Raw genomic sequence first — 21,439 nt, forward strand, 5'->3', positions numbered from 1 at the left:
GGCCGGACGGGCTGGATTCGGCTGCGCCCGGGCCCGGTGCTTGGGTGCCGGGCGGGCTGGGTTTGGCTGCGCCCGGGCCCGGTGTTCGGGTGCCGGAGCGGCCCGAGGGGGCGCCGTTCCTCCCCGCGGCCGCGGTCGCGGCCCGGCATCGCAGGCCGCGTCGCTCGCCGGCGCGGGCGGTGCGGGCCGCGCTGGGTTCCGTACCGCCGGCCAGGCGGCTCGCGGCCGGGCTCGGGCTGGCCAGCGTGCTGGCCGCGAGCGTGCTGACGGTGGCGGTGGACCCGTCGGCTCCCGTGGCCCCGGACCGGGCTCCGGCCGGGCGAAGCTCAACCTTTGCGCAAGTTTCCGGGGATTGATGGCCACTGCACCCAACCGCTCCATAAGGTCGGGACGTGCCTGACATATCGACAACCATGATCATCGTGCTGTGCGTGGCGGCGGCCGCGGCCGGCTGGATCGACGCCGTCGTCGGCGGTGGCGGACTGCTGCTCCTGCCCGCCCTGCTCCTCGGCCTGCCGAACGCCCACCCCGCCACCGTGCTCGGAACCAACAAGGCCGTGGCCATCGTCGGCACCTCGGGCGCGGCCGTCTCCTACCTGCGCAAGACCTCGGTGGACGTGAAGCTCGCCGTCCGCATCGGCCTGGCCGCGCTCGTCGGCTCGATGGGCGGGGCCGCCCTGGCCGGCGGCATCAGCAAGGACGCACTGCGCCCGCTGATCATGGCGGTCCTGGTGGTCGTCGCGGCCTTCGTCCTCTTCCGGCCCGCCTTCGGCGCCGCTCCCGGAGCCGCCCCCGTCACCCGCGGCCGAGTGCTGCTCACCATCGCCCTGGCCGGCCTCGGCATCGGCTTCTACGACGGGCTCATCGGCCCCGGCACCGGCACCTTCCTGGTCCTGGCGCTGACGGCCCTGCTCCACCTCGACCTGGTCACGGCCTCCGCCACGGCGAAGATCGTCAACGTGTGCACCAACGCCGGAGCGCTCGCCATGTTCGCCTACCAGGGCATGGTCCTGTGGCAACTGGCCGCCCTGATGGCCGTGTTCAACCTCGCGGGCGCCATGATCGGTGCCCGGATGGCCCTGAAGAAGGGCAGCGGCTTCGTCCGCGGAGTGCTCCTGACGGTCGTCGGAGCCCTGGTGGTCAAACTGGGCCTCGAACAGTGGGGCTGACCTGCTGCGACCAGCCTCTGACGGGCCTGCCCGGGGGATAAGGTTTCCGTCGTGCCCCACCTCGAGATATCCGACCTGATCACCGTCACCGATCCGCTCAGTGGGGCGCGACTGCCCGTGCGCCGGGGTGACGTGGTCCGCCGACTCGACGAGGCCGGGGATCCGCGCGCCGCCCGGATCGTCGCGGGGCTGCCCGCCGGCCCGGACGACGTTCTCGACCCGCTCGCCGTGGACCGGCTGATGATCGGCGTCCACACCGAGCTGCAGCGGCTCAGTGAGGAGCTGCGCATCGGGGAACGGCTGGTGCACGTACTGGACCCGCTGTTCGAGGCGGTCCGGGAGATCGCCGGCCGCAACGGCCGGTTCCGCCTGGTCGACATCGGCTCCGGGCTCGGCTACCTCGTCCGCTGGCTGGCGTCCACCGGCGCCCTGGGAAGCAACGTCGAGCTGATCGGCGTCGACCTCGACGCCGCCCTCGTCGCCGAGGCCGACCGGCTGGCCCGCGCCGAGGGACTCGACTGCCGGTTCGTCCACGGCAACGCCTTCGACCTGCCGAAGGTCGCCACCGTCTACGTCTCCACCGGGGTGCTGCACCATTTCCGCGGCCCCGCGCTCGCGGAGTTCTTCGAGGCCCAGGCCGACTCCCAGGCACTCGCCTTCTGCCACTTCGACATAGCCGCCACCCGGCTGGCACCCGTGGGCGCCTGGATGTTCCACCGCGCCCGCATGCGCCATCCGCTCGGCCGCCACGACGGGGTCGTCTCCGCCCGGCGCGCCCACTCGGACGAAACCCTGCTGCGCGCCGCGACCGTACCGGGCATCCGGCCGCTGCTCTACGAGCCCCGCGGCCTGTCCAACCCCTTCTGCACCACCCTGCGCCCGGTCATCGGCATCCGCCCCTACCTGGAGGACCCGCTGCGCCAGGCCCTCGGCCGCGGCTCCCGCCGGCTCGTGGGCGCGGAGCACCTGACCCGCGCCGGACGGCAGCGGCCCGACGCCGCTTCCCGGTCGGGCGCGGGGGCCGGGTCCGCCTCCGGGTCCGGCGCCGCGCGATGAACCCGGTCCTCCCGCTCGCCGTCCTCGGCCTCGTCGATGCCGCCTTCAGCGGCTTCCGCGCCTACGCCGGCCGGGACGCCCGGATCCGCAAGCACCGTGCCGTCGTCCGCGCGGCCCTGCGCGGCCTGGCCGTCGGCTCCGTCCTGCTGCTGGCCCCCGCCCTCACGGCCGGCGCCGTGCTGCTGCTCGCCGAGGACCCCGACCGGGCGTACGAGCTCCTCGCCGACGGCGGGACCGGCTTCCTCGTCCCGATCTGGGCCTACGCCCTCGCCGTCGGGGTCTCGCTCGCCTCGTACTTCACCCTGCCGTACCGGGTCGGCACGCTCGCCATGGCCTTCGGGCTCGGCCCGCTGACCCTGGCCAGGCCGCTGTTCGTGGCCGGAGCCTGCGCGGGCGCGCTCGCCGGGGGCGGCTGGACCTCGCTCCTGGTGGGAGCCGTGGCGGGCGCCGCGGCCCTGTGCGTGGAGCCGTACGTCCACCGCCGCTGGTACGCGTTCCCGGTGTAGGGCGATCAGGCCGCCGGCTCCCTGCGGGAGGCCCGGGCCACCGCGAAGAGGAGCAGTCCGCAGGCCGTGACGAGCAGCCAGCCCGGCCGGGACGCCCGGGCGAGGCGGTCCGGGGCGACGCCCGCGGCCAGCGCTCCCGCCACGGCGATGCCGACCGCCGATCCGACCTGGCGGGCCGTGGAGGTGACGGCCCCGGCCACACCGGCGCGGGACGGCGGCAGTCCGCTGACCGCGGTGTGGGTGAGCGGGGCGTTGGCGAAGCCGAACCCGATGCCGATGAGCAGGTGGGCCGCCAGGAGCGGCGGTACGCCCGGGTCCGGTCCCAGGACCGCCATGCAGAGCCCGCCCGCGGCGGTGAATCCGCCCGCGAGGAGGAGCGGACGCCGGGGCCCGAGCCGCCCGGTCAGGCTGCCGGACCACGGCGCGCACACGGTGGCCCCGAGGGCCATGGGCAGGGTCGCGGAGCCGGCCGCGAGCGGGGTCCAGCCGAGGGCGTTCTGCAGGTACAGGGTGGTGAGGAGCAGGCTCACGCTCAGCGCGGCGAACACCGCCACCGCGCCCAGTACCGCCGAGGCGAAGGGCGGCCGCCGGAACAGGCGGAGGTCGATCAGGGGCTCGGTCCGGCGGAGTTCGACCCGGACGAAGGCCGTCGTGGCCGCCGCGGCGGCCACGTAGCAGGCCAGTGCCGCGGGGGAGGCCCAGCCGATGCGGGGGCCCTCGATCAGGACGCCGACCGAGACGAACAGGGCCGTCGTCAGGAGCAGCTGGCCGGGCAGGTCGAGCCGCCGGGCCCACTGTCCGCGGGACTCCGGCACGAACACGGCGACCAAGACGAGCGCTACGGCGACCACCGGGGCGTTGATCCAGAACACCGACCGCCAGCCGAAGGCCGCGATGAGGGCCCCGCCGATGACCGGGCCCGCCGCCATGCTGAGTCCGAAGACCGAGGCCCATATGCCGATGGCCCGGGCCCGCTCCCGAGGGTCGGGCATCGCGTTGACCACGATCGCCAGGGCCACCGGGCTCAGCATCGAGGCCCCGACCCCCTGGACGGCCCGCGCCGCGACGAGGAGGCCGGGCGACGGGGCGAGGGCGCAGGCGAGGGAGGCGAGAGCGAAGACCACCAGCCCGCAGCGGAACACGCGGCGGCGTCCGAAGCGGTCCGCGAGGGCGCCGGAGGCGATGAGGAGGCTGGCCAGGACCAGGGTGTAGGCGTCCACGACCCACTCCAGGCCGCGGGTGCCCACCCCCAGGCCCCGTCCGATCGCGGGCAGGCCCACGTTGACGATGGTGGTGTCCACTCCGATGAGGAACATGCTCAGCGCGCAGACGGCCAGTACCGTCCACCGGCGGCGTGCGCCGGCGGCGGGCCCCGTGGCCGCCCCGGCCGGGATCGTCGTGGTCATGGGTCCGCCTTCGGTCCGCGACGGCCTGTCGGCTGCCGGCTTCGGATGTCGGCCCATGCTCGGACCGGGCTGCGGCCGTGGCCCAGGAAATTTGCCGATACCGCAAAATGGCCCCATGGACAGGGACGCCGAACGCGCCGAACGCGCCGAACGCGCCGAGCATGCAGAGCACGCCGAGAACGCCGAACTCGCGCGGACCCTGGACGCCATCGGCCCGCGCCTGCGGGCGCTGCGGCGCGAGCGCGGCCTCACCCTGGAGGTGCTCGCGCAGGCCACCGGGATCTCCGTGAGCACGCTCTCCCGCCTGGAGTCGGGCAAGCGGCGCCCCACGCTCGAACTGCTCATCCCGCTCGCGCGGACCCACCGCGTGCCCCTGGACCAGCTCGTGGCCGCCCCGGTCACCGGCGATCCGCGCGTCCACCTGAAGCCCCGCCGCCGGGACGGGAGCGTCCTGGTCCCCCTGACGACGTACCCGGGCCGGGTCCAGGTCTTCAAGCAGGTGCTCGCGTACCGGGAGCCGAAACTGGTGACCCACGTCGGCTACGAGTGGCTCTACGTGCTCGCCGGCGAGCTCCGCCTCGTCATCGGAGAGCGGACCCTCGCCCTGCGCCCCGGCGAGGTCGCCGAGTTCGACACCGGTGAACCGCACTGGTTCGGCCCCGCCGAAGGCGAGGTGGTGGAGATCCTGCACCTGTTCGGGCCCCACGGCGACCAGGCCGTGGTCCGCACCGGAGGGACGGCGGGGGCGGACTAGTACGTGCCCGTCAGGTGGGCGAAGACGACCACGTTGCCCTGGTAGCCGGTGCGCCGGGAGAAGCCCCCGCCGCAGGTGATGACGCGCAGCTCGGCGCGCGGCGCCGACCCGTACACGCGGGAGTCGGGGAAGGCCTCGGCGTCGTAGACCTCCACCGCGTGGACGGTGAACACGGCCGTACGTCCGTCGGCGCGGGCGATCTCGATCAGGGCGCCCCGGCGCAGCGCGCCGAGGTGGTAAAAGACCGCGGGCCCGGTGGCGTCGTCCACGTGCCCGGCGACGACGGCGGTGCCGGTCGCGCCGGGGGTGGTGCCCTCCCGGTACCAGCCCGCCAGGTCCCGGCGGGCGGGCGGCGGTACTTCGAGACTGCCGTCGGCCTGCAGCCCGAGCCCGGTGAGCGGGGCGTCCACCCGGATGGAGGGGATCCGGATCCGGGTGGGCGGGGAGCCGGGGAGCGCGGCGATGGCGCCGGGGAACCGGGCCTGGGCGCTCAGCGCCTCACCGGGGGAGGGCAGCGGAGGCCGGACGGGCTCGCCGGAGCCGCTGCCGATGAGCCAGACGCCGATGCAGGTGGCGAGCGCGACGAGCCCGCCGGCGCGGGCGCGGGCGCGGCGTGCCTCTGCCTCCATGCGGCCCCCTCGGCTTGGTGACGTGGTGACGTGGTGACTGGCCGTCGCCCGGCCCCGCGAACGGGGGGGACCTCGCGGGGCGGGCGACGGGGGACGGTACCGGTCGGACCGCGGCCGGAGCCGCGGTGGGCGTCCGTCAGTTCCGCGTGCCGCTCGCCCGGCGACGCAGGAACCAGGTACCGCCGACGGCGGTCGCGGCCAGCACTGCCGCTCCCGCCGCGATCTTGACGGGGTCGGTGGTGGTGGTCGTGCCACCGCCCACCCCGGTGCGCACGTGGCCCTGGGGGGCGCGGTCGTGCTCGGTGACGATCAGGTCGCCGGTGGCGAACTTGCCGTTCGCGCAGGTGGCGCCGATCGCGTGGGTGCCGGGGTGGGTTCCGCGGGCGACCTGGAACTGTCCCACGACCACCTCCTTGTGGGTGCCCGGGGCCAGCTTGAAGCGGCCGCCTCCGACGGTGGTGGCATCGCCCTCGGCGTGACTGCCCGGGCCGCAGGCCTTCGTGTTCACCGTGACGGTGGTGCCGGGGGCGGCGGACGTGGGCCAGACCTCCAGCGGGGCGAAGTCCCCGGCCGCGAAGCCCGTCATGTCGAAGCCCGTCTTTTCGAAGCCCGGCATGCCCAGGTTCGCGGCGGCGACCGCGCCGGCCACCGGGCCGGCGAACGCGACGGCGGTCAGCGCGGTGGCGGTGAGCACGTGGGAGGTGCGTCGACGCATGGGGGTCTCCTGTGGACACGGGGTCGTGTCTCCGAGGTAACCCCGGTGCCGGGGGCCGCGCCTGCTGATGTGATGTCAGATCCGCCCCGGGGGGTGGGGTCGCGGGGCGTTCTCGCAGGTGGGGTGTGGTGTAGGGGTATCCGTAGGGCGCCACCCCGTCCGGGTGACGGTGGCCCCGCCGGGGGCGGGTGCGCGCCGCCGCCGCGCGGGGCCTCTCCCCGCCCCGGGCCCTGCGAGATCCGGATGGGGCGTCCTACGCCGGGGGAAGGGTGAGGGTGGCTGAAGCTCCGGTGGGGGCGGTGTTGGCGAGGGTGATGCGGGCGCCGATGACCTGGGCCTGGCCCAGGGCGATGGTCAGGCCGAGGCCCGTGCCCTGGCCGCGTTCGGTCGCGCCCGTCAGGAACCGCTGCGGGCCGTCCCGCAGCAGCGTCTGCGGGAAGCCCGGGCCGTGGTCCCGGACGGTGACCGTGTTCGCGGCCACCGTCACCGTGATCGGGTCCCCGCCGTGCTTGCGGGCGTTGATCAGCAGGTTCGTCAGGATCCGCTCCAGCCTCCGGACGTCGGTGCGGACGCGGGTCCCGCCGTCGGCGCCGCCCAGGACCTGCGCGTCCACCCCCGAACGCCGGGTGACCGCCTCCACCAGCGGCCCCAGGAGGTGCACGTCCAGCTGGGCCACCTCCCGGTCCCCGTCCAGCCGGGCCACCTCCAGGAGGTCCTCCGTCAGACTGAGCGCGACGAGCGAGCAGCCGACGGCGAGCAGGACGGCGATCTTCCAGCGCAGCCCGAGGGAGTGCACGAGGCGGCGGCAGCGGAGCAGGGAGCGTTTCACCTGGCCGCCGGGTTCGTGGGGGCGGGGGATCCGGAGGGGGACGGCATCGGGGTCGGGCACGCGGCGGATGCGGGGCCGGATCTGAATCCGGAGCCCGGGCCGGAGATGGCGTTGCCGAACTTGTGCTCGTCGCTGAGGACGCTCAACCGCTGGCCGTCCCAGTGGTAGCGGATGTCGTGCGCGGACCCGTCGTCGTCGTTGGTGCGCACCAGCAGGTCGGTGCCGAGGGTGTCGACGGTCATCCGCCGGCCGCTGGTGTACAGGATCGGGACGATCTTCCCGGCGGCCGCGGTGTAGACGCTCAGGACCGAGCGCCCGGTCTCGGTGTCGGCGGCCACGATCAGCTCGGGTTCTCCGTTGCCCGTCAGGTCCGCGTACCGGGCCGGCCGGATCCCGGCCTTGCCCGGGCCCCCGATCGTCCCGCCGGCGCTGAAGCGCTTCATCGCCTTGTCCGCGCGGACCACCGCCATCACGTCGACCTTCCCGATCCCCTCCGGCCCCACGGCCGGAGCGCCGTCGAGCGGCCGTGGCGGCGGCACCCGGCCGGACACCGCCGTACCGCGGGAGCTGGGCGACTCGGTCCACGAGGGCCAGAGCGGCTTCGGTCCCGGCTGGGAGGAAACCGGCGGTGCGGCCTCGCCGCGACCGAGTCCCCCGGGCGCGCCGCAGCCGCCGAGGCCGATGCAGAGCAGGGCGGCGGCGGCGAGGTGTCGGAAGGGCGGTCGATTCATGAAGGCGGAACCGTCGGGTGGTGGGGGAGGGCGGGCCGGGGCGAGGCAGACTGACGGGAGGCGGCGTCGGTCACGGGGACCGGGCGGGCGACCGGGCGGGCGGGTGACAGCGGTGCGTACGCGGGCTTCCGCGGCCGAGGTCGGGACGTTCGACCCGCCCCGCGGCCGGGGAGTCCGGTCAGCAGCTCAGTCTGAATCGAGGGAGGCCCGCATGACATCGGCCGATCGGCCGGAAGGCCACGCCGAAGGAACGATTCCGCGCGGGGTGCTTCCGCAGGGGACGCATCCCCAAGAGACGCTTCCGCGGGGCGCGGTTTCCCAGGGCGCGGTTTCCCGGGGCGCGCTTCCCCAGGGCGCGCTTCCCCAATGGACGCTTCCCCAAGGGATCCTTCCGCCGCCGCAGCAGCAGGAGCTCCCGTTCTTCGTCTACGGCACCCTCCGCCCCGGAGAGGTCAACCACGACCTCTTCCTCCGCGGCCGCACCGCCGCCGAGGAGCCCGCCCGCCTCCCCGGCGCGGCCCTGTACGAGGGTCCCGGATACCCGTACGCCGTGGACCGCCCCGGCTCCGCCATAGCCGGGGAGCTGATCACCCCGGCCCCGGGCGCGTACGCGGAACTCCTCGTGGCGCTCGACCTGCTGGAGGAGTACGCGGGCCCCGGACACCCCGCGAACATCTACGACCGCACCGCCCGCGAGGCCCTGCGCCCCGACGGCACCCCGGTCCGCGCCTGGGTCTACCTGGCCGCCCCGCCCCTGGCCCACCGCCTGGCCCGCTCCGGCACGCCCATCCCGGGCGGCGACTGGCTGCGCCGCCACGGGGATGCCGACAGGCCCTAAAGGCCTTCCGCGCCGCGGTTGCGCAGGCGCTGCTCGTACTGCTGGAGGACCCACAGCTCCTCCTGGACGGCCGCCAGCTGCTCGGGCGACCCCTGGTGACCGAGGCGGGCCATCGTGCCCTGGATCTCGCGCACCCGGCGGTCCACCGCGCGGAGCCTGACCTGGACCAGCTGGACCCCGGCGTAGACCTCGTCCACGGTCTTCGCGCGGATCGCCTCCACGATGAGTTCGGTGACCAGCGCGCGGACGGTGTCGTTCGGCGCGGCGTCCCGGACCCGGGTCACGTAGTCCTCGGTGCCGAGCGAAGCTCCGCCGGCGTCCAGGATGGCCTGGCGGACGGCCGCGTAGGGCGGGGCGGTGAACTCGTCCATCCCGTACGCGTCGAAGGCGGGGGAGACCAGGGCCGGGCGCTGGAGCGCCAGCTTGAGCAGCTCGCGCTCGGTGATGTGCGCGGGGCTGCGCAGGTTCAGCGCGGGCCCCGTGGGAGTTGCCGACGGCGCCGGGATGTCCTCGTACGAGTGGCCGGAGCGACCCGGGCCGCCGGAGGACTGCCCCCGGCGCTGCTGCTGGGGCTGGTTGCCGCGCTCCCGGGCCCAGCGGTCGAGCTGGGCGATCCGCTTGACCACGAACTGCTCGTCGCGCATGCCGAGCATGCCCGCCAGCTGGACCGCCGACTCGTGCTGGATCGCGACGTTCTTGATCTTCTTGATGATCGGGGCGGCTTCCTCCAGCGCGGCCGCCCGCCCCGCCGGGTTCTCCAGGTTGTGCCGGGCCACGATGTGCTTCAGTGCGAACTCGAACAGCGGGGTGCGGGCCTCGACCAGCCCCGCCACGGCCGCGTCGCCCTTGGCCAGGCGCAGGTCGCAGGGGTCCATGCCGCCCGGGGCGATGGTGATGGAGGTCTCCGCGGCGAACTTCTGGTCGTCCTCGAAGGCGCGCAGCGCGGCCTTCTGCCCGGCCGCGTCCCCGTCGAAGGTGAAGATCACCTCGGCGGTCGCGTTGTCCATGAGCAGCCGGCGCAGGATCTTGATGTGGTCGCCGCCGAAGGCGGTGCCGCAGGTGGCGATCGCGGTGGTGACCCCGGCCATGTGACAGGCCATGACGTCGGTGTAGCCCTCGACCACGACGGCCCGGGAGGTCTTGGCGATCTCCTTCTTGGCCAGGTCGATGCCGTACAGCACCTGGGACTTCTTGTAGATCGCCGTCTCGGGGGTGTTGAGGTACTTGGGGCCGTTGTCGTCGTCGCGCAGCTTGCGCGCGCCGAAGCCGACGACCTCGCCGCTGATGTCGCGGATGGGCCACATCAGCCGGCCGCGGAAGCGGTCGATGGGCTTCCCGCTGCGGCTGTCCTGGGACAGGCCCGAGGTGATCAGTTCCTTGTCGCTGAAGCCCTTGCCGCGCAGGAAGCGCGTCAGGTGGTCCCAGCCGGCCGGGCTGTAGCCGACGCTGAAGTGCTGGGCGGCGGCCTGGTCGAAGCCGCGCTCGGCCAGGAACTTGCGGCCGATCTCCGCCTCGGCGCTGCCGAGCTGGTCCGTGTAGAACTCGGCCGCGGCCTTGTTCGCCTCGACCAGCCGGATCCGCTCGCCGCGCCCGCTGCTGCCGGCGGTGTAGCCGCCCTCTTCGTACCGCAGGGTGATGCCGGCCAGGCCGGCGAGCCGTTCCACCGCCTCCGAGAAGGAGAGGTGGTCGATCTTCATGACGAAGTCGAGGGTGTCCCCGCCCGCCTGGCAGCCGAAGCAGTGGTAGAAGCCCTTGCTGGGGCTGACCTGGAAGGACGGGGACTTCTCGTCGTGGAAGGGGCAGAGGCCCTTGAGGTTGCCGCCGCCCGCGTTGCGCAGCTGGAGGTACTCCGAGACCACGGCGTCGATCGGGACCGCGTCCCGTACCGCCTTCACGTCGTCGTCGTTGATCCGTCCCGCCACAGGCGCAAGTCTACGGGCGTGCGGAGACGATCCCGTCAGGCACCCTCCGCCGGAACCAGCGCCGAAAGCGGAATCGACGGATCGGCCAGCTTCTCCCGGTCCACGGGCGCCTTCGACCTGATCAGGGCCTGGATGTCCTCGGCGACGTCCCACACGTTCACGTTCATCCCGGCCAGCACCCGGCCGTCCGAGAGCCAGAAGGCGATGAACTCCCGCTTGCCCGCGTCCCCGCGGATCAGCACCTGGTCGTAGCCGCCCGCCGGGGCGTACCCCGAGTACTCCAGCCCCACGTCGTACTGGTCGGAGAAGAAGTACGGAACCCGGTCGTACGAGACCTCCTGCCCGAGCATCGCCCGCGCGGCGGCCGGCCCGCCGTTCAGCGCGTTCGCCCAGTGCTCCACCCGCAGCCGGGTCCCCAGCACCGGGTGGTGCGCGGCCGCCACGTCCCCGACCGCGAACACGTCCGGGTCGGAGGTGCGCAGCGAGGCGTCCACGGCGATCCCGCCCCCGTGCTCCCGGTCCACCAGGGCCAGGCCCGAGGTCTCCGCCAGCGCGGTCCGCGGGGCGGCCCCGATCGCCGCGAGCACCGCGTGCGCCGGGTGCTCCTCCCCATCGTCCGTACGGGCCGCCAGCACCATGCCGTCGTGCCCGACGATCTCCGTCAGATGGGAGCCGAAGTGGAAGCGGACCCCGTGCTCGGTGTGCAGGTCGGCGAAGAGCCGGCCGACCTCCGGACCGAGCACCGCGTGCAGCGGGGTCGGCGCGGGCTCGATCACGGTGACCTCGGCCCCGTACCCGCGGGCCGCCGCCGCGACCTCCAGACCGATCCAGCCGGCGCCCGCGATCAGCAGGTGCCCGTTGTCCCGGCCCAGCCCGGCCAGGGCCTTGCGCAGCCGCTCCGCGTGCGAGAGCCGGCGCAGGTGGTGCACCCCGACCAGCTCGGTGCCCGGGATGTCGAGCCGGCGCGGTTCGGCGCCGGTGGCGAGCAGCAGCTTGTCGTAGGGCAGCGCCGTGCCGTCGCCGAGGACCACCTTCTTGGCCTCCCGGTCGAGGTGGACCGCGGGCTGGCCGAGGTGCAGCTCGATGTCGGAGGCCGCGTACCAGGACGCCTCGTGCACGAAGACGCTCTCGCGCTCCTCCTTGCCCGCCAGGTACCCCTTGGAGAGCGGCGGCCGCTCGTAGGGATGCTCGCGCTCGTCGCCGATGAGGATCACCCGCCCCGTGAACCCCTCCGACCTCAGCGTTTCGGCCGCCTTAGCCCCGGCGAGCCCTGCGCCCACGATGACGAACGTCCGGTGTGCGTCGACCACCTGATGCCTCCTCATAACCTCTGCGCCACATGCGACCACATGCGAGCGTCCCGCAACGAGCCTGCCGCGTGAAGGGGGAGTGGCCCGATCGGCTCACCCTTCGGCGCGTCGCGCGCGCTGGGTGAGGCGGGCGTGCAGGGAGCGGGCGGAGGCGTCCGTGAGGGCCGCGAGCTGGTCCACGACCGCCCGCTTCCTGGCCCGGTCGTCCGGGGCCGCGTCGAAGATCGCGCGGAACTGGGGGTCCAGACCCTCGGGCGCGCGGGCGCTGACGGCCTCCGCCAGTTCGGCCAGGACGATGCGCTGATCGGCTCGGATCCGCTCCTGCTCGTCACGCTGCATGACGTACAGGTCGGCGACCGCCTTCAGCACCGCGCACTCGTTGCGGGCCTCGCGCGGCACCACCAGCTCTGCCGCGTACCGGGTCAGCCGGCCGGTTCCGTACGTCTGCCGGGTGGCGCCCTCGGCGGCCAGGCAGAAACGGCCGATCAGCTGGCTGGTGGCGTCCTTCAGCCGGGCCTGGGCCACGGCCGAACCGTCGTACCCGTGCGGCCACCACTCCTGTTCCATCAAACGGTCCAGCGCCTCGCGCAGTTCCTCCGGTTCGGTGTCGGCGGGCACGTACCGGCCGATGGCCACCCGCCAGATCTCGGCGCGCTCGGGCTCGGAGAAGAGCAGGTTCGGGTCGAGGTGGCCGGCGTGCAGGCCGTCCTCGAAGTCGTGGACGGAGTACGCCACGTCGTCCGACCAGTCCATGACCTGTGCCTCGAAGCACTTGCGGTCCGCGGGCGCGCCGCGGCGCAGCCACTCGAAGACCGGCAGGTCGTCCTCGTAGGCGCCGAACTTCACCGAGCCCGGATCGGTGGGGTGGTCCCCGCGCGCCCAGGGGTACTTGGTGGCGGCGTCCAGGCAGGCCCGGGTGAGGTTGAGCCCGACGCTGACCAGCTCGCCGCTCGCCGGGTCGGGGACGAACCGCTTGGGCTCCAGCCGGGTCAGCAGGCGCAGCGACTGGGCGTTGCCCTCGAAGCCGCCGCAGTCCTTGGCGAACTCGTTGAGCGCTTCCTCGCCGTTGTGGCCGAAGGGCGGGTGCCCCATGTCGTGCGACAGACAGGCGGCTTCGACCAGATCGGGATCGCAGCCGAGGGCCGCGCCGAGCTCGCGCCCGACCTGGGCGCATTCGAGGGAGTGCGTCAGGCGCGTACGGGGGCTGGCGTCCCAGTCGTACGAACGCGTCCCCGGGGTCACCACCTGCGTCTTCCCGGCGAGCCGGCGCAGGGCGGCGGAGTGCAGCACGCGGGCGCGGTCGCGCTGGAAGGCGGTCCGCCCGGGCCGTTTGTCGGGCTCGGTGGCCCAGCGCTCGGTATCGGCGGGATCGTACGGCTCGCCGGGCAGATCGGGGCCGGGTCGGACAGGTGCGGTGGTGCCTTCCATGCCTTCCATGCCTGAACGGTAACCGCAGGCGCCGACAAGACGAGTCAAGAGGAGCAATTCAAACGATTGGGAACCAACCCTGCCTTTACGCGGTGGCCAGTTCGAGCGGCTGCTCCCGCGGCTGCTCCCGCGGGTACTCCCGTCCTACGGGCCCTGCGAGCGCGGCGGCGGCTTCGTCGTAGCGCTGGAGCACCAGCCGGGCCAGCGCCGGATGGTCGCCCAGCGGGGCGGCGGCCGGGCCCGGGGCGGCGGCGGCGCTCGCGGCGGCGAAGCGGCCCGGGGCGGTGAAGTAGGAGGCGACCGCGACCCGGTGGAGGCCCCGCGCGGCCAGGGCCCGTACGGCGGCGGGCACCGAGGGCGCGGTGCCCGAGGCGTAGGCGGCCACCACGGGCACCCCGCCGAGGCGTTCCGAGAGCAGGCCGGCGGTGGCCCGCACATCGGCGGCGGAGTCGGGGTCGCGGGACCCGGCGGCGGCCAGCACCACCGCCGACCCGGCGCTCCAGCCGGCCTCCACGAGCCGCTCGTACAGGGCCTCGACGAGCAGCGGATGCGGGCCCAGCGGGGAGGCGACCCGGGTCCGCAGGCGCCCGGCGCGGGCGGCGGCGGCCGGCAGGTCCCGCTTGACGTGGGTGCCGCGGCCGAGCAGCAGCGGCACCAGGACGGCGTCGCCGGAGGCCCGTTCGAGGGTGTGGTCCAGCAGCGGATGGTTCAGCTCGATGTGACCGAGCCGGACATCGAGGCGGGGGCGGAGCTCGCGGACCCGTTCGAGCAGGGCTTGAACGGTGTGGAGGGCGCGCGGATCGCGGCTGCCGTGGGCCACGGCGACGAGGGCGGGCTGCTGCATGGGAGGACTCCTGCGTGGTGTCGGGGACGCAGACCGCTGAGCTGCGTACCGAGCTGGGCGGTGATCCGGGTCAGCAGCTCCGCCGTGGTCGCGGGCGGAAGCGGTGGGAGGGACGACGGGGGCTGGTGCGGGGGGAGGGACAGCGGGGGGAGGTGCGAGGGAAGGGAAGGCGGGGGGAGGTGCGGGGGGAGGGTGAGGGGCTGGGGCAGGGACTCGGAAGGATGCGCCGGCTCCGTCATGAACCGATCCTGCGCGCGCCAGGTTGCCGGTGCGTTGCGCGGGCGTGACGGGTGTTTGCGACCTGCTCACAGGGGGGCGGACGGCGGGGGTGGGGTCGCGCCGTGCTTCGCTGTGTCACGCATCGGCCGGCCGCCGCGCGGGGACGGCCGGGAAACCGCGGGGACCGTACACGCGTCCGTAGACGACAGGACCGCGAGCAGCGGAACCGACCGCAGGACCAACAGGGGGATCGCCTTGAGGCGCGCAGTACTACGAGGTTTGCCCGCGGCGGCGTGGGAGCGGCTGAAGGCCGTACGGATCGCCGCGCCCCGGACCGTACGGATCGCCGTGCCCCGGACCGTGCGGGCCCGGCGGCGGGCCGTGCGGCTGGTGATGGCGGGCTGCGTGCTCGCGCTGCTGCCCTCGGCCTGGACGCACGCGTCCGCCGGGCCCCGGCTGCGGACCACCGCCGACGCGCCCGCCGCCGAGGTGGCGATGGTGTTCGGCGCCGGGCTGCTGTGGAACGGCCGCCCGACCCCGTACCTCCGCGACCGGCTGGACGCCGCCGTCGAGCTCTACCGCGCGGGCAGGGTCAAGGTCGTCCTGGTCACCGGCGACAACAGCCGCACCGAGTACGACGAGCCGGACGCGATGCGCACGTACCTGACGGAACACGGGGTGCCGGACGGCCGGATTGTCAGCGACTACGCCGGCTTCGACTCGTGGGACTCCTGCGTCCGGGCCAAGGAGGTCTTCGGGGTCCACCGGGCGGTGCTGATCAGCCAGGGCTTCCACATCCGTCGCGCGGTCGCGCTGTGCCGGGCCGCGGGGGTGGACTCGTACGGGGTCGGGGTGGACGACGTGCACGACGCGACCTGGTACTACGGCGGCGCGCGCGAGGTCTTCGCGGCGGGCAAGGCGGCAGTGGACGCCGTGCTCAAGCCGGAGCCGCGGTTCCTGGGGCCGAAGGAAGAGGGGGTGTCGCGCGCCCTGGCCTCTCTGGCAGACTGACGCCGCGATCGGCATATGCCGATTAGTCATATACCGATCTGTCTCGTGCGTCAGGGGTGTGGAACCGTGACTGTTGTGGATCTGAGCGGCAAGGTCGTCGTCGTCACCGGTGGGGCCCGCGGCCTCGGCGCGGCGGCCGCGCAGGCCGTCGTGGACGGCGGCGGCAAGGTGCTGATCACCGACGTCCTGGAGGCCGAGGGCGCCGAAACGGCGGCCAAACTCGGCGAGGCGGCGCGCTTCCTGCGGCACGACGTGACCAGCGAATCCGACTGGGACGCGGCCCTCGCCTTCGCCCTCGCCGAATTCGGCCGCATCGACGGACTGGTCAACAACGCGGGCATCGCCACCGGCCAGTTCCTGGAGCACGAGAGCGTCGAGCACTTCCGCAAGGTCGTCGAGATCAACCTGGTCGGCGTCTTCATCGGCATCAAGGCCGCGATCCCGCTGATGCGGGAGAACGGCGGCGGCTCCATCGTCAACATCTCCTCCGCCGCCGGCCTCACCGGCCTCGCCCTGACCGCCGGCTACGGAGCCTCCAAGTGGGGCGTGCGCGGACTGTCGAAGATCGGCGCGGTCGAGCTCGCGGAGTCCCGGATCCGCGTCAACTCCGTCCACCCCGGCATGACGCTCACCCCGATGACGGCCCCGGTCGGCATCCAGGCGGGCGAGGGCAACTACCCCGGCGCCCCCCTCGGCCGCGTCGGCCTCCCCGAGGAGATCGCCGCCGCCGTCGCCTTCCTCCTCTCGGACGCCGCGGGCTACATGACCGGCGCCGAGCTCGCGGTCGACGGCGGCTGGACGGCCGGCCTCACGGTGAAGTACCTGACGGGGCAGTGATCCCGGCCCCGGCGTCCCGGCGTCCCGGCGGAGAGCGGATATTCGAGTGCCCCCCCGATGCGCCGGGCCTCACCGGAGCCGCCGGGGCCCGCTGAGGTGGAGCACGCGGGGATGTAACGGGATGCGGCGGCCCGTGTAACACCGCCGACGCACGCTGGGCTCCATGCACACCTCGGAATCCGTCACCGCCACGCACTGCCCGTACTGCGCGCTGCAGTGCGGGATGAACCTGCGCCCCGAGCCGGGCGGCGCGGGCGTGACGGTGGAGGAGCGTGCCGACTTCCCCGTGAACCGGGGCGCGCTGTGCGGCAAGGGCCGCACCGCCCCCGCCGTGCTCTCCTCCCGGGTGCGCCTCACCGAGCCGCTCGTCCGCACCCACGCCGGGCGGCTGGAGCCGGCCACCTGGGAGGAGGCCCTGGACGCCGTCGCCGAGGGCCTCGCCCGCACGCGGCGGTCGTACGGGGCCGACGCGGTCGGGGTGTTCGGCGGTGGCGGGCTGACCAACGAGAAGGCGTACGCCCTCGGGAAGTTCGCCCGCATCGCGCTGGGGACCTCGCAGATCGACTACAACGGCCGGTTCTGCATGTCCTCGGCCGCCGCCGCGCACCAGCGGGCCTTCGGGCTCGACCGGGGGCTGCCCTTCCCGCTGGAGGACATCCCCCGGACCGGCTGCGTCATCCTCGTCGGTTCCAACCCGGCCGACACCATGCCGCCCGCGCTCCGCTTCTTCCGGGAACTCCGCGAGAACGGCGGCACGTTGATCGTGGTGGACCCGCGCCGCACGCGCACCGCCGAACAGGCCGACCTGCACCTGGCCCCGCGCCCCGGCACGGACCTGGCGCTGGCGCTCGGCCTGCTGCACCTGGTGGTGGCGGGCGGGCACACCGACGAGGAGTTCATCGCCGGGCGCACCAGCGGCTGGGAGGAGGCCCGCGCGGCCGCGATGGCGCACTGGCCGGAGCTGGTGGAGCGCATCACCGGCGTGCCCGTCCCCAAACTCCGCGAGGCGGTGGCGATGTTCTGCGCCCCCGACTCCGCGATGGTGCTCACCGCGCGCGGCCCCGAGCAGCAGTCCAAGGGCACCGACACCGTCGGGGCCTGGATCAACCTCTGCCTCGCCACCGGCCGGGCCGGCCGCCCGCTCTCCGGCTACGGCTGTCTCACCGGCCAGGGCAACGGCCAGGGCGGCCGCGAGCACGGCCAGAAGGCCGACCAGCTCCCCGGCTACCGCAAGCTGACCGACCCGGCGGCGCGGGCCCACGTCGCCGGGGTCTGGGGCATCGACCCCGACACCCTCCCCGGCCCGGGCCGCAGCGCGTACGAACTCCTCGACGCGCTGGGCTCCGACGTCAAGGCCCTCCTCCTGATGGGCTCCAACCCGGTGGTCTCGGCCCCCCGCGCCGGCCACATCGAGGAACGCATCCGCTCCCTGGACTTCCTGGCCGTGGCGGACGTGGTCCTGTCCGAGACGGCGGCCCTGGCCGACGTGGTCCTCCCGGTCACCCAGTGGGCGGAGGAGACCGGCACCACCACCAACCTGGAGGGCCGCGTCCTGCTCCGCCGCCGGGCCCTCACCCCGCCGCCGGGGGTCCGCTCCGACCTGGAAGTCCTGCACGGCCTGGCCACCCGCCTGGGTATGCCGAAGGCCTTCCCGACCGACCCCGAGCAGGTCTTCGAGGAACTGCGCCGCGCCTCGGCGGGCGGCCCGGCGGACTACTCGGGCATCACGTACGCCCGCATCGAAGCGGAGCAGGGCGTCTTCTGGCCGTGCCCGGCGGATCCCACCTCAGCCGCCGAGCCCGGTCCCCCGGCGGAGCCCGCCTCCGGCACCGAGCCCGCCTCCGGCACGGAGCCCGTCTCCCGAGCCGAGCCCACCCCCGCCGCCGAGCTCGCTTCAGCCGCCGAGCCCCACCCCGGCACCCCCCGCCTCTTCCTGGACCGCTTCGCCACCGAGGACGGCCGGGCCCGCTTCGTGCCCGTCTCCCACCGCGACGCCGCCGAGGTCCCGGACTCCGAGTACCCGCTGCTCCTCACCACCGGCCGGGTCGTCGCCCAGTACCAGTCGGGCGCGCAGACCCGCCGGGTGGACGAGCTCAACGAAGCCGCCCCCGGCCCCTTCGTGGAACTCCACCCCCGCCTCGCGGCCCGCATCGGAGCGGTCGACGGAGCCCCCCTCGCGGTCACCTCCCGCCGGGGCCGCGCGGTCGCCCCGGCCCGCATCACGGACACCATCCGGGCGGACACCGTCTTCATGCCCTTCCACTGGCCGGGCGAGGGCCGCGCCAACACCCTGACCAACCCGGCGCTCGACCCGGTGTCCCGGATGCCGGAGTTCAAGGTTTGCGCGGTCCGGGTGGAACCGGCCTAGGCCGGCCCTTCCGGAGCCCCGGCGAAGGTGGGCTCCAGGGCCTTCAGCAGGCGGTTCGCGTAGGACTCGGCGGAGCCGGGGATCCCCGGGTACTCCTTCTCGAAAGTGGCCCAGTCCGTCTGCGCGAACCCCTCGAAGACCTCCGGGTTCGGCGGTTGTTGCACGCCCCCGGTCTCGAATTCGCCGGAGAGCTGGAACACCTCCGCCAGCAGCGGGTACGGCAGGGTGCGGCTCTCCGCCAGCAGGACCGCGTCGTAGAGGTCCTTGCCCTGCGGGTACATGTCCCCGGCCAGCCACACCAGCTTCCAGGCGAGGGACAGCTCCGGTGTGACCCCCAGGAGCGGGACCCCCGCCACCACCACGGGCTCGGGCGCGACCGGCAGGGGCTCGTTGAAGACGAAGTCGAGCTGGACCTGGCCGCCCCGCATCCCCGGTGCGGACCAGGGGAGGACCAGCCTGCGGCCCGGAACGCGTTCGTACGTCCAGATGTACTCGGAGACCGCGTCCGCCGCCGGCATCACCAGGCCGCCGTACGGGGCCAGCCGCTCGGCCCCGGCCGCGATCGCGTCCAGCATGCGCCCGGTGCGGTCCTCCTCGATCATCCAGTCCGCGGGGACCACGACGAAGTCCAGGTCGTGCGGCTCCCGCGCGATCTCCCCGAACCACTGGGACATCAGCCTGCTGCCGCGCAGCACCAGCGAATCGGCGTCGCCCGAGGCCCCGACCGCGCGCAACGCCACGTCCATCGCAGCCCGCCGGGCCGACCGCCAGGCCGTGCGTGCCGCCGGCTCCGAGACCACCGGATCCAGCGGCCGGTACGCCTCGGAGAAGTGCTTGAGGGCGGGATCGAAGGCCACCGCGGTCGGATCGCCCCGGTCGCCCGTCCGCAGGGTCCGGGGCCGCTCGTCCCTCCGCCGCCGCTGCTCCGCCGCAGGCTCCGCGGGATCGTCCGGACCGCCCGGAATCGACGGCTTCCACTCCTGGTCGCTCATCGCGCGTCCCCCTCCTGGATCCACCCGTCGTCCACCGACAGGTCACTGTCGTACAGGACGAACTCCCTCTCCTCCGAGCGGATTTCGTACCCGGCCCCCGCCAGCGCGGCGACCAGCACATCGCACGCCGCACCCGCCTCGGCCGCCGTGCCCCACCACCGCTGGGTCACGAAACGTTCCTGCCCGGCCCCCGGCAGGACCCGGTGCGCGTTCCAGGAGACGTGCGCCGCGTGCGGGACGACCAGGGCCTCCAGAGCGGTCCGGTCCCAGTCCGCCGGGAGCCGCAGCTTCAGGTGATGCTCGAAGTACCCGCCGCCCGGCCCCGGGAGCTCCGCGGTCCACGGGACCGTCTCCACCTTGACCCGGACCGGGTCGAAGCCGGCCGCGCGCAGCCGGGGCACCAGCGCCTCGTGTCCGTCCCGGTCGGGCAGCGTCAGCATCGGCTGCGAGGTCATCCGGCCCCGGGCCAGCACGATGTGCGTGACCTTCAACTCCCGCTCCGCCGCCCATGATTCGAGCCGGGCCAGCTCCGCCGGACCGGCGCAGCGCACGGTGACGTGGGTTTCGTACACAGACATGACCACGATCCTCTCGGACATGCGTCCGATCCGCATCGGGGTTCTGGTCCGGGGGTAACGATGGGTCACGCACCGGACCCAGAAAGTGGTCGCACGCCCCTCGTGGCAGCGATGTGTCGTACCCCACACTGAGGTGCGGTGCACCCGTCCTCGGAGCCCTGTGGAGGTCGCCCCCGTGCAGACCCAGAGCCTCACCGTCACCGTCAGCCCGCCCGCCGAAGTGCCCGCGGCCGAAGAGCCCGAGCCCGAGGCCGAGGCCGACGCCATGCACGAGGAGGAGGCCGAAGAGGCCGAAGAGGCGCAGGAGTTGGAGGGCCCGGAGCTGCTGGAGAAGGTGCCCACGCCGCGCAAGCGTCCGGCGGAGGGCTCCGGCGGAGCGGGACCGTCCGCCGACCTCTTCCGGCAGTACCTGCGCGAGATAGGCAGGATCCCGCTGCTCACCGCCGTCGAGGAGGTGGACCTCGCGCGGCGCGTGGAAGCGGGACTGTTCGCGGAGGAGAAGCTCGGCGGCGGAACCCCGCTCGACCTGCAGCTCACGCTCGACCTGGACAAGCTCGTCGTCATGGGCCGCATGGCCAAACGCCGCCTCATCGAGTCGAACCTGCGGCTCGTCGTCTCCGTCGCCAAGCGCTACGTCGGCCGCGGACTCACCATGCTCGACCTGGTCCAGGAGGGGAACCTCGGACTGATCCGCGCCGTCGAGAAGTTCGACTACGCCCGCGGCTACAAGTTCTCCACCTACGCCACCTGGTGGATCCGCCAGGCCATGTCCCGGGCGCTGGCCGACCAGGCCCGCACCATCCGGGTCCCCGTCCACGTCGTCGAACTGATCAACCGCGTCGTGCGCGTCCAGCGCCGGATGCTCCAGGAGCGGGGGTACGAACCCACCGCCGAGGAGGTCGCCGTCCACCTGGAGCTGACCCCCGAGCGGGTGCTGGAAGTGCTGCGCCTCGCACAGGAGCCGATCTCGCTGCACGCACCCGTGGGCGAGGAGGACGATGTGGCGCTCGGTGACCTCATCGAGGACGGGGACGCCGCCTCACCTGTCGAATCGGCCGCCTTCTTCCTGCTCCGCGAGCACCTGGAAGCGGTGCTCTCGACCCTCGGCGAGCGGGAGCGCAAAGTCGTCCAGCTCCGCTACGGACTGGCCGACGGGCGCCCGCGCACCCTGGAGGAGATCGGGCGGATCTTCGGGGTGACCCGGGAGCGGATCCGGCAGATCGAGTCCAAGACGCTCAACAAGCTCCGCGACCACGCCTTCGCGGACCAGCTGCGCGGCTATCTGGACTGATGCGCG

19 protein-coding genes and 2 pseudogenes are annotated in these 21,439 nt (G+C 74.0%); 10 read left to right on the forward strand and 11 right to left on the reverse strand.

From position 1 onward, the window contains the following. The 4 genes and pseudogenes from ACIQV3_RS16350 to ACIQV3_RS16365 form a co-directional block, all read left to right on the forward strand. Nucleotides 1-356, forward strand: a pseudogene (locus ACIQV3_RS16350) (hypothetical protein); the annotation flags it as partial. A gap of 36 nt (nt 357-392) precedes the next feature. Beyond that, on the forward strand, nt 393-1,169 hold the full coding sequence (locus ACIQV3_RS16355) for a sulfite exporter TauE/SafE family protein (RefSeq protein ID WP_403713055.1): 777 nt from the start codon (nt 393-395) through the stop codon (nt 1,167-1,169). A gap of 51 nt (nt 1,170-1,220) precedes the next feature. Then, a complete protein-coding gene (locus ACIQV3_RS16360) occupies nt 1,221-2,225 on the forward strand; it encodes a class I SAM-dependent methyltransferase (RefSeq protein WP_403713056.1) in 1,005 nt (334 codons plus the stop codon). Then, nucleotides 2,222-2,731: a hypothetical protein gene (locus tag ACIQV3_RS16365; protein ID WP_403713057.1), complete on the forward strand. Its 510-nt coding sequence runs from the start codon at nt 2,222-2,224 to the stop codon at nt 2,729-2,731. The genes ACIQV3_RS16360 and ACIQV3_RS16365 overlap by 4 nt, the downstream gene beginning before the upstream one ends. Before the next feature lie 5 nt (nt 2,732-2,736). Here the strand turns inward: ACIQV3_RS16365 and ACIQV3_RS16370 are convergent, their stop codons facing one another. Then, a complete protein-coding gene (locus ACIQV3_RS16370) occupies nt 2,737-4,137 on the reverse strand; it encodes an MFS transporter (RefSeq protein ID WP_403713058.1) in 1,401 nt (466 codons plus the stop codon). A gap of 115 nt (nt 4,138-4,252) precedes the next feature. On the opposite strand from ACIQV3_RS16370, the gene ACIQV3_RS16375 reads away from it, so the two are divergent. Continuing rightward, nucleotides 4,253-4,891, forward strand: a complete 639-nt coding sequence (locus tag ACIQV3_RS16375; protein WP_403713059.1) for a helix-turn-helix domain-containing protein — start codon at nt 4,253-4,255, stop codon at nt 4,889-4,891. Here the strand turns inward: ACIQV3_RS16375 and ACIQV3_RS16380 are convergent. The 4 genes from ACIQV3_RS16380 to ACIQV3_RS16395 all read right to left on the reverse strand — a co-directional run bounded on the left by ACIQV3_RS16380 (nt 4,888) and on the right by ACIQV3_RS16395 (nt 7,795). After that, nucleotides 4,888-5,520, reverse strand: a complete 633-nt coding sequence (locus ACIQV3_RS16380) for a class F sortase (protein WP_403713060.1) — start codon at nt 5,518-5,520, stop codon at nt 4,888-4,890. The genes ACIQV3_RS16375 and ACIQV3_RS16380 overlap by 4 nt on opposite strands. Before the next feature lie 136 nt (nt 5,521-5,656). After that, nucleotides 5,657-6,235 (reverse strand): hypothetical protein, encoded by a 579-nt coding sequence (locus ACIQV3_RS16385; protein ID WP_403713061.1) that lies wholly within the window; start codon nt 6,233-6,235, stop codon nt 5,657-5,659. A gap of 253 nt (nt 6,236-6,488) precedes the next feature. Continuing rightward, nucleotides 6,489-7,064, reverse strand: coding sequence for a sensor histidine kinase (locus ACIQV3_RS16390; RefSeq protein ID WP_403713062.1), 576 nt, complete (start codon nt 7,062-7,064; stop codon nt 6,489-6,491). Continuing rightward, nucleotides 7,061-7,795: a hypothetical protein gene (locus tag ACIQV3_RS16395; protein ID WP_403713063.1), complete on the reverse strand. Its 735-nt coding sequence runs from the start codon at nt 7,793-7,795 to the stop codon at nt 7,061-7,063. Before ACIQV3_RS16395 ends, ACIQV3_RS16390 begins: the two co-directional genes overlap by 4 nt. Nucleotides 7,796-8,180: 385 nt before the next feature. Here ACIQV3_RS16395 and ACIQV3_RS16400 point away from each other — a divergent pair, with 385 nt between their 5' ends. After that, nucleotides 8,181-8,633, forward strand: a complete 453-nt coding sequence (locus ACIQV3_RS16400; RefSeq protein ID WP_403713157.1) for a gamma-glutamylcyclotransferase family protein — start codon at nt 8,181-8,183, stop codon at nt 8,631-8,633. On the opposite strand, the gene dnaG is transcribed toward ACIQV3_RS16400, so the two are convergent. From dnaG to ACIQV3_RS16420, 4 genes and pseudogenes are all read right to left on the reverse strand, one after another. Next, the gene (dnaG, locus tag ACIQV3_RS16405; RefSeq protein WP_403713064.1) at nt 8,630-10,555 is read right to left on the reverse strand and encodes a DNA primase; all 1,926 of its coding nucleotides are present in this window, start codon (nt 10,553-10,555) and stop codon (nt 8,630-8,632) included. The two genes, ACIQV3_RS16400 and dnaG, sit on opposite strands and share 4 nt — an antisense overlap. 35 nt (nt 10,556-10,590) lie before the next feature. After that, nucleotides 10,591-11,865, reverse strand: coding sequence for an NAD(P)/FAD-dependent oxidoreductase (locus ACIQV3_RS16410; protein ID WP_403713065.1), 1,275 nt, complete (start codon nt 11,863-11,865; stop codon nt 10,591-10,593). Nucleotides 11,866-11,958: 93 nt separating this feature from the next. Further along, nucleotides 11,959-13,302 carry a deoxyguanosinetriphosphate triphosphohydrolase gene (locus ACIQV3_RS16415; protein WP_403713066.1) on the reverse strand — a complete coding sequence of 448 codons (1,344 nt, stop codon included), beginning with the start codon at nt 13,300-13,302 and terminating at the stop codon, nt 11,959-11,961. A gap of 76 nt (nt 13,303-13,378) precedes the next feature. Further along, nucleotides 13,379-14,280: pseudogene (locus ACIQV3_RS16420) on the reverse strand (sirohydrochlorin chelatase). Nucleotides 14,281-14,749: 469 nt separating this feature from the next. On the opposite strand from ACIQV3_RS16420, the gene ACIQV3_RS16425 reads away from it, so the two are divergent. The 3 genes from ACIQV3_RS16425 (at nt 14,750) to ACIQV3_RS16435 (ending at nt 18,572) form a co-directional block, all read left to right on the forward strand. Beyond that, complete coding sequence (locus ACIQV3_RS16425) at nt 14,750-15,367, forward strand: vancomycin high temperature exclusion protein (RefSeq protein WP_403713158.1); 618 nt, start codon at nt 14,750-14,752, stop codon at nt 15,365-15,367. Nucleotides 15,368-15,433: 66 nt separating this feature from the next. After that, a complete protein-coding gene (locus ACIQV3_RS16430) occupies nt 15,434-16,204 on the forward strand; it encodes a glucose 1-dehydrogenase (RefSeq protein WP_403713067.1) in 771 nt (256 codons plus the stop codon). A gap of 163 nt (nt 16,205-16,367) precedes the next feature. After that, nucleotides 16,368-18,572 (forward strand): molybdopterin oxidoreductase family protein, encoded by a 2,205-nt coding sequence (locus ACIQV3_RS16435; protein ID WP_403713068.1) that lies wholly within the window; start codon nt 16,368-16,370, stop codon nt 18,570-18,572. Here ACIQV3_RS16435 and ACIQV3_RS16440 read toward each other — a convergent pair. Then, nucleotides 18,569-19,564 carry a nucleotidyl transferase AbiEii/AbiGii toxin family protein gene (locus ACIQV3_RS16440; RefSeq protein WP_403713069.1) on the reverse strand — a complete coding sequence of 332 codons (996 nt, stop codon included), beginning with the start codon at nt 19,562-19,564 and terminating at the stop codon, nt 18,569-18,571. The two genes, ACIQV3_RS16435 and ACIQV3_RS16440, sit on opposite strands and share 4 nt — an antisense overlap. Continuing rightward, on the reverse strand, nt 19,561-20,142 hold the full coding sequence (locus tag ACIQV3_RS16445) for a hypothetical protein (protein WP_403713070.1): 582 nt from the start codon (nt 20,140-20,142) through the stop codon (nt 19,561-19,563). Before ACIQV3_RS16445 ends, ACIQV3_RS16440 begins: the two co-directional genes overlap by 4 nt. A gap of 175 nt (nt 20,143-20,317) precedes the next feature. Between ACIQV3_RS16445 and ACIQV3_RS16450 the strand changes: the two genes are divergently transcribed. Beyond that, entirely contained in the window at nt 20,318-21,433 is a 1,116-nt protein-coding gene (locus ACIQV3_RS16450) for an RNA polymerase sigma factor (RefSeq protein WP_403713071.1), read from the forward strand. Nucleotides 21,434-21,439 lie beyond the last annotated feature (6 nt).

It is taken from the genome of Streptomyces sp. NPDC099050 (genome assembly GCF_044759865.1).
Classification (GTDB): Bacteria; Actinomycetota; Actinomycetes; order Streptomycetales; family Streptomycetaceae; genus Streptomyces.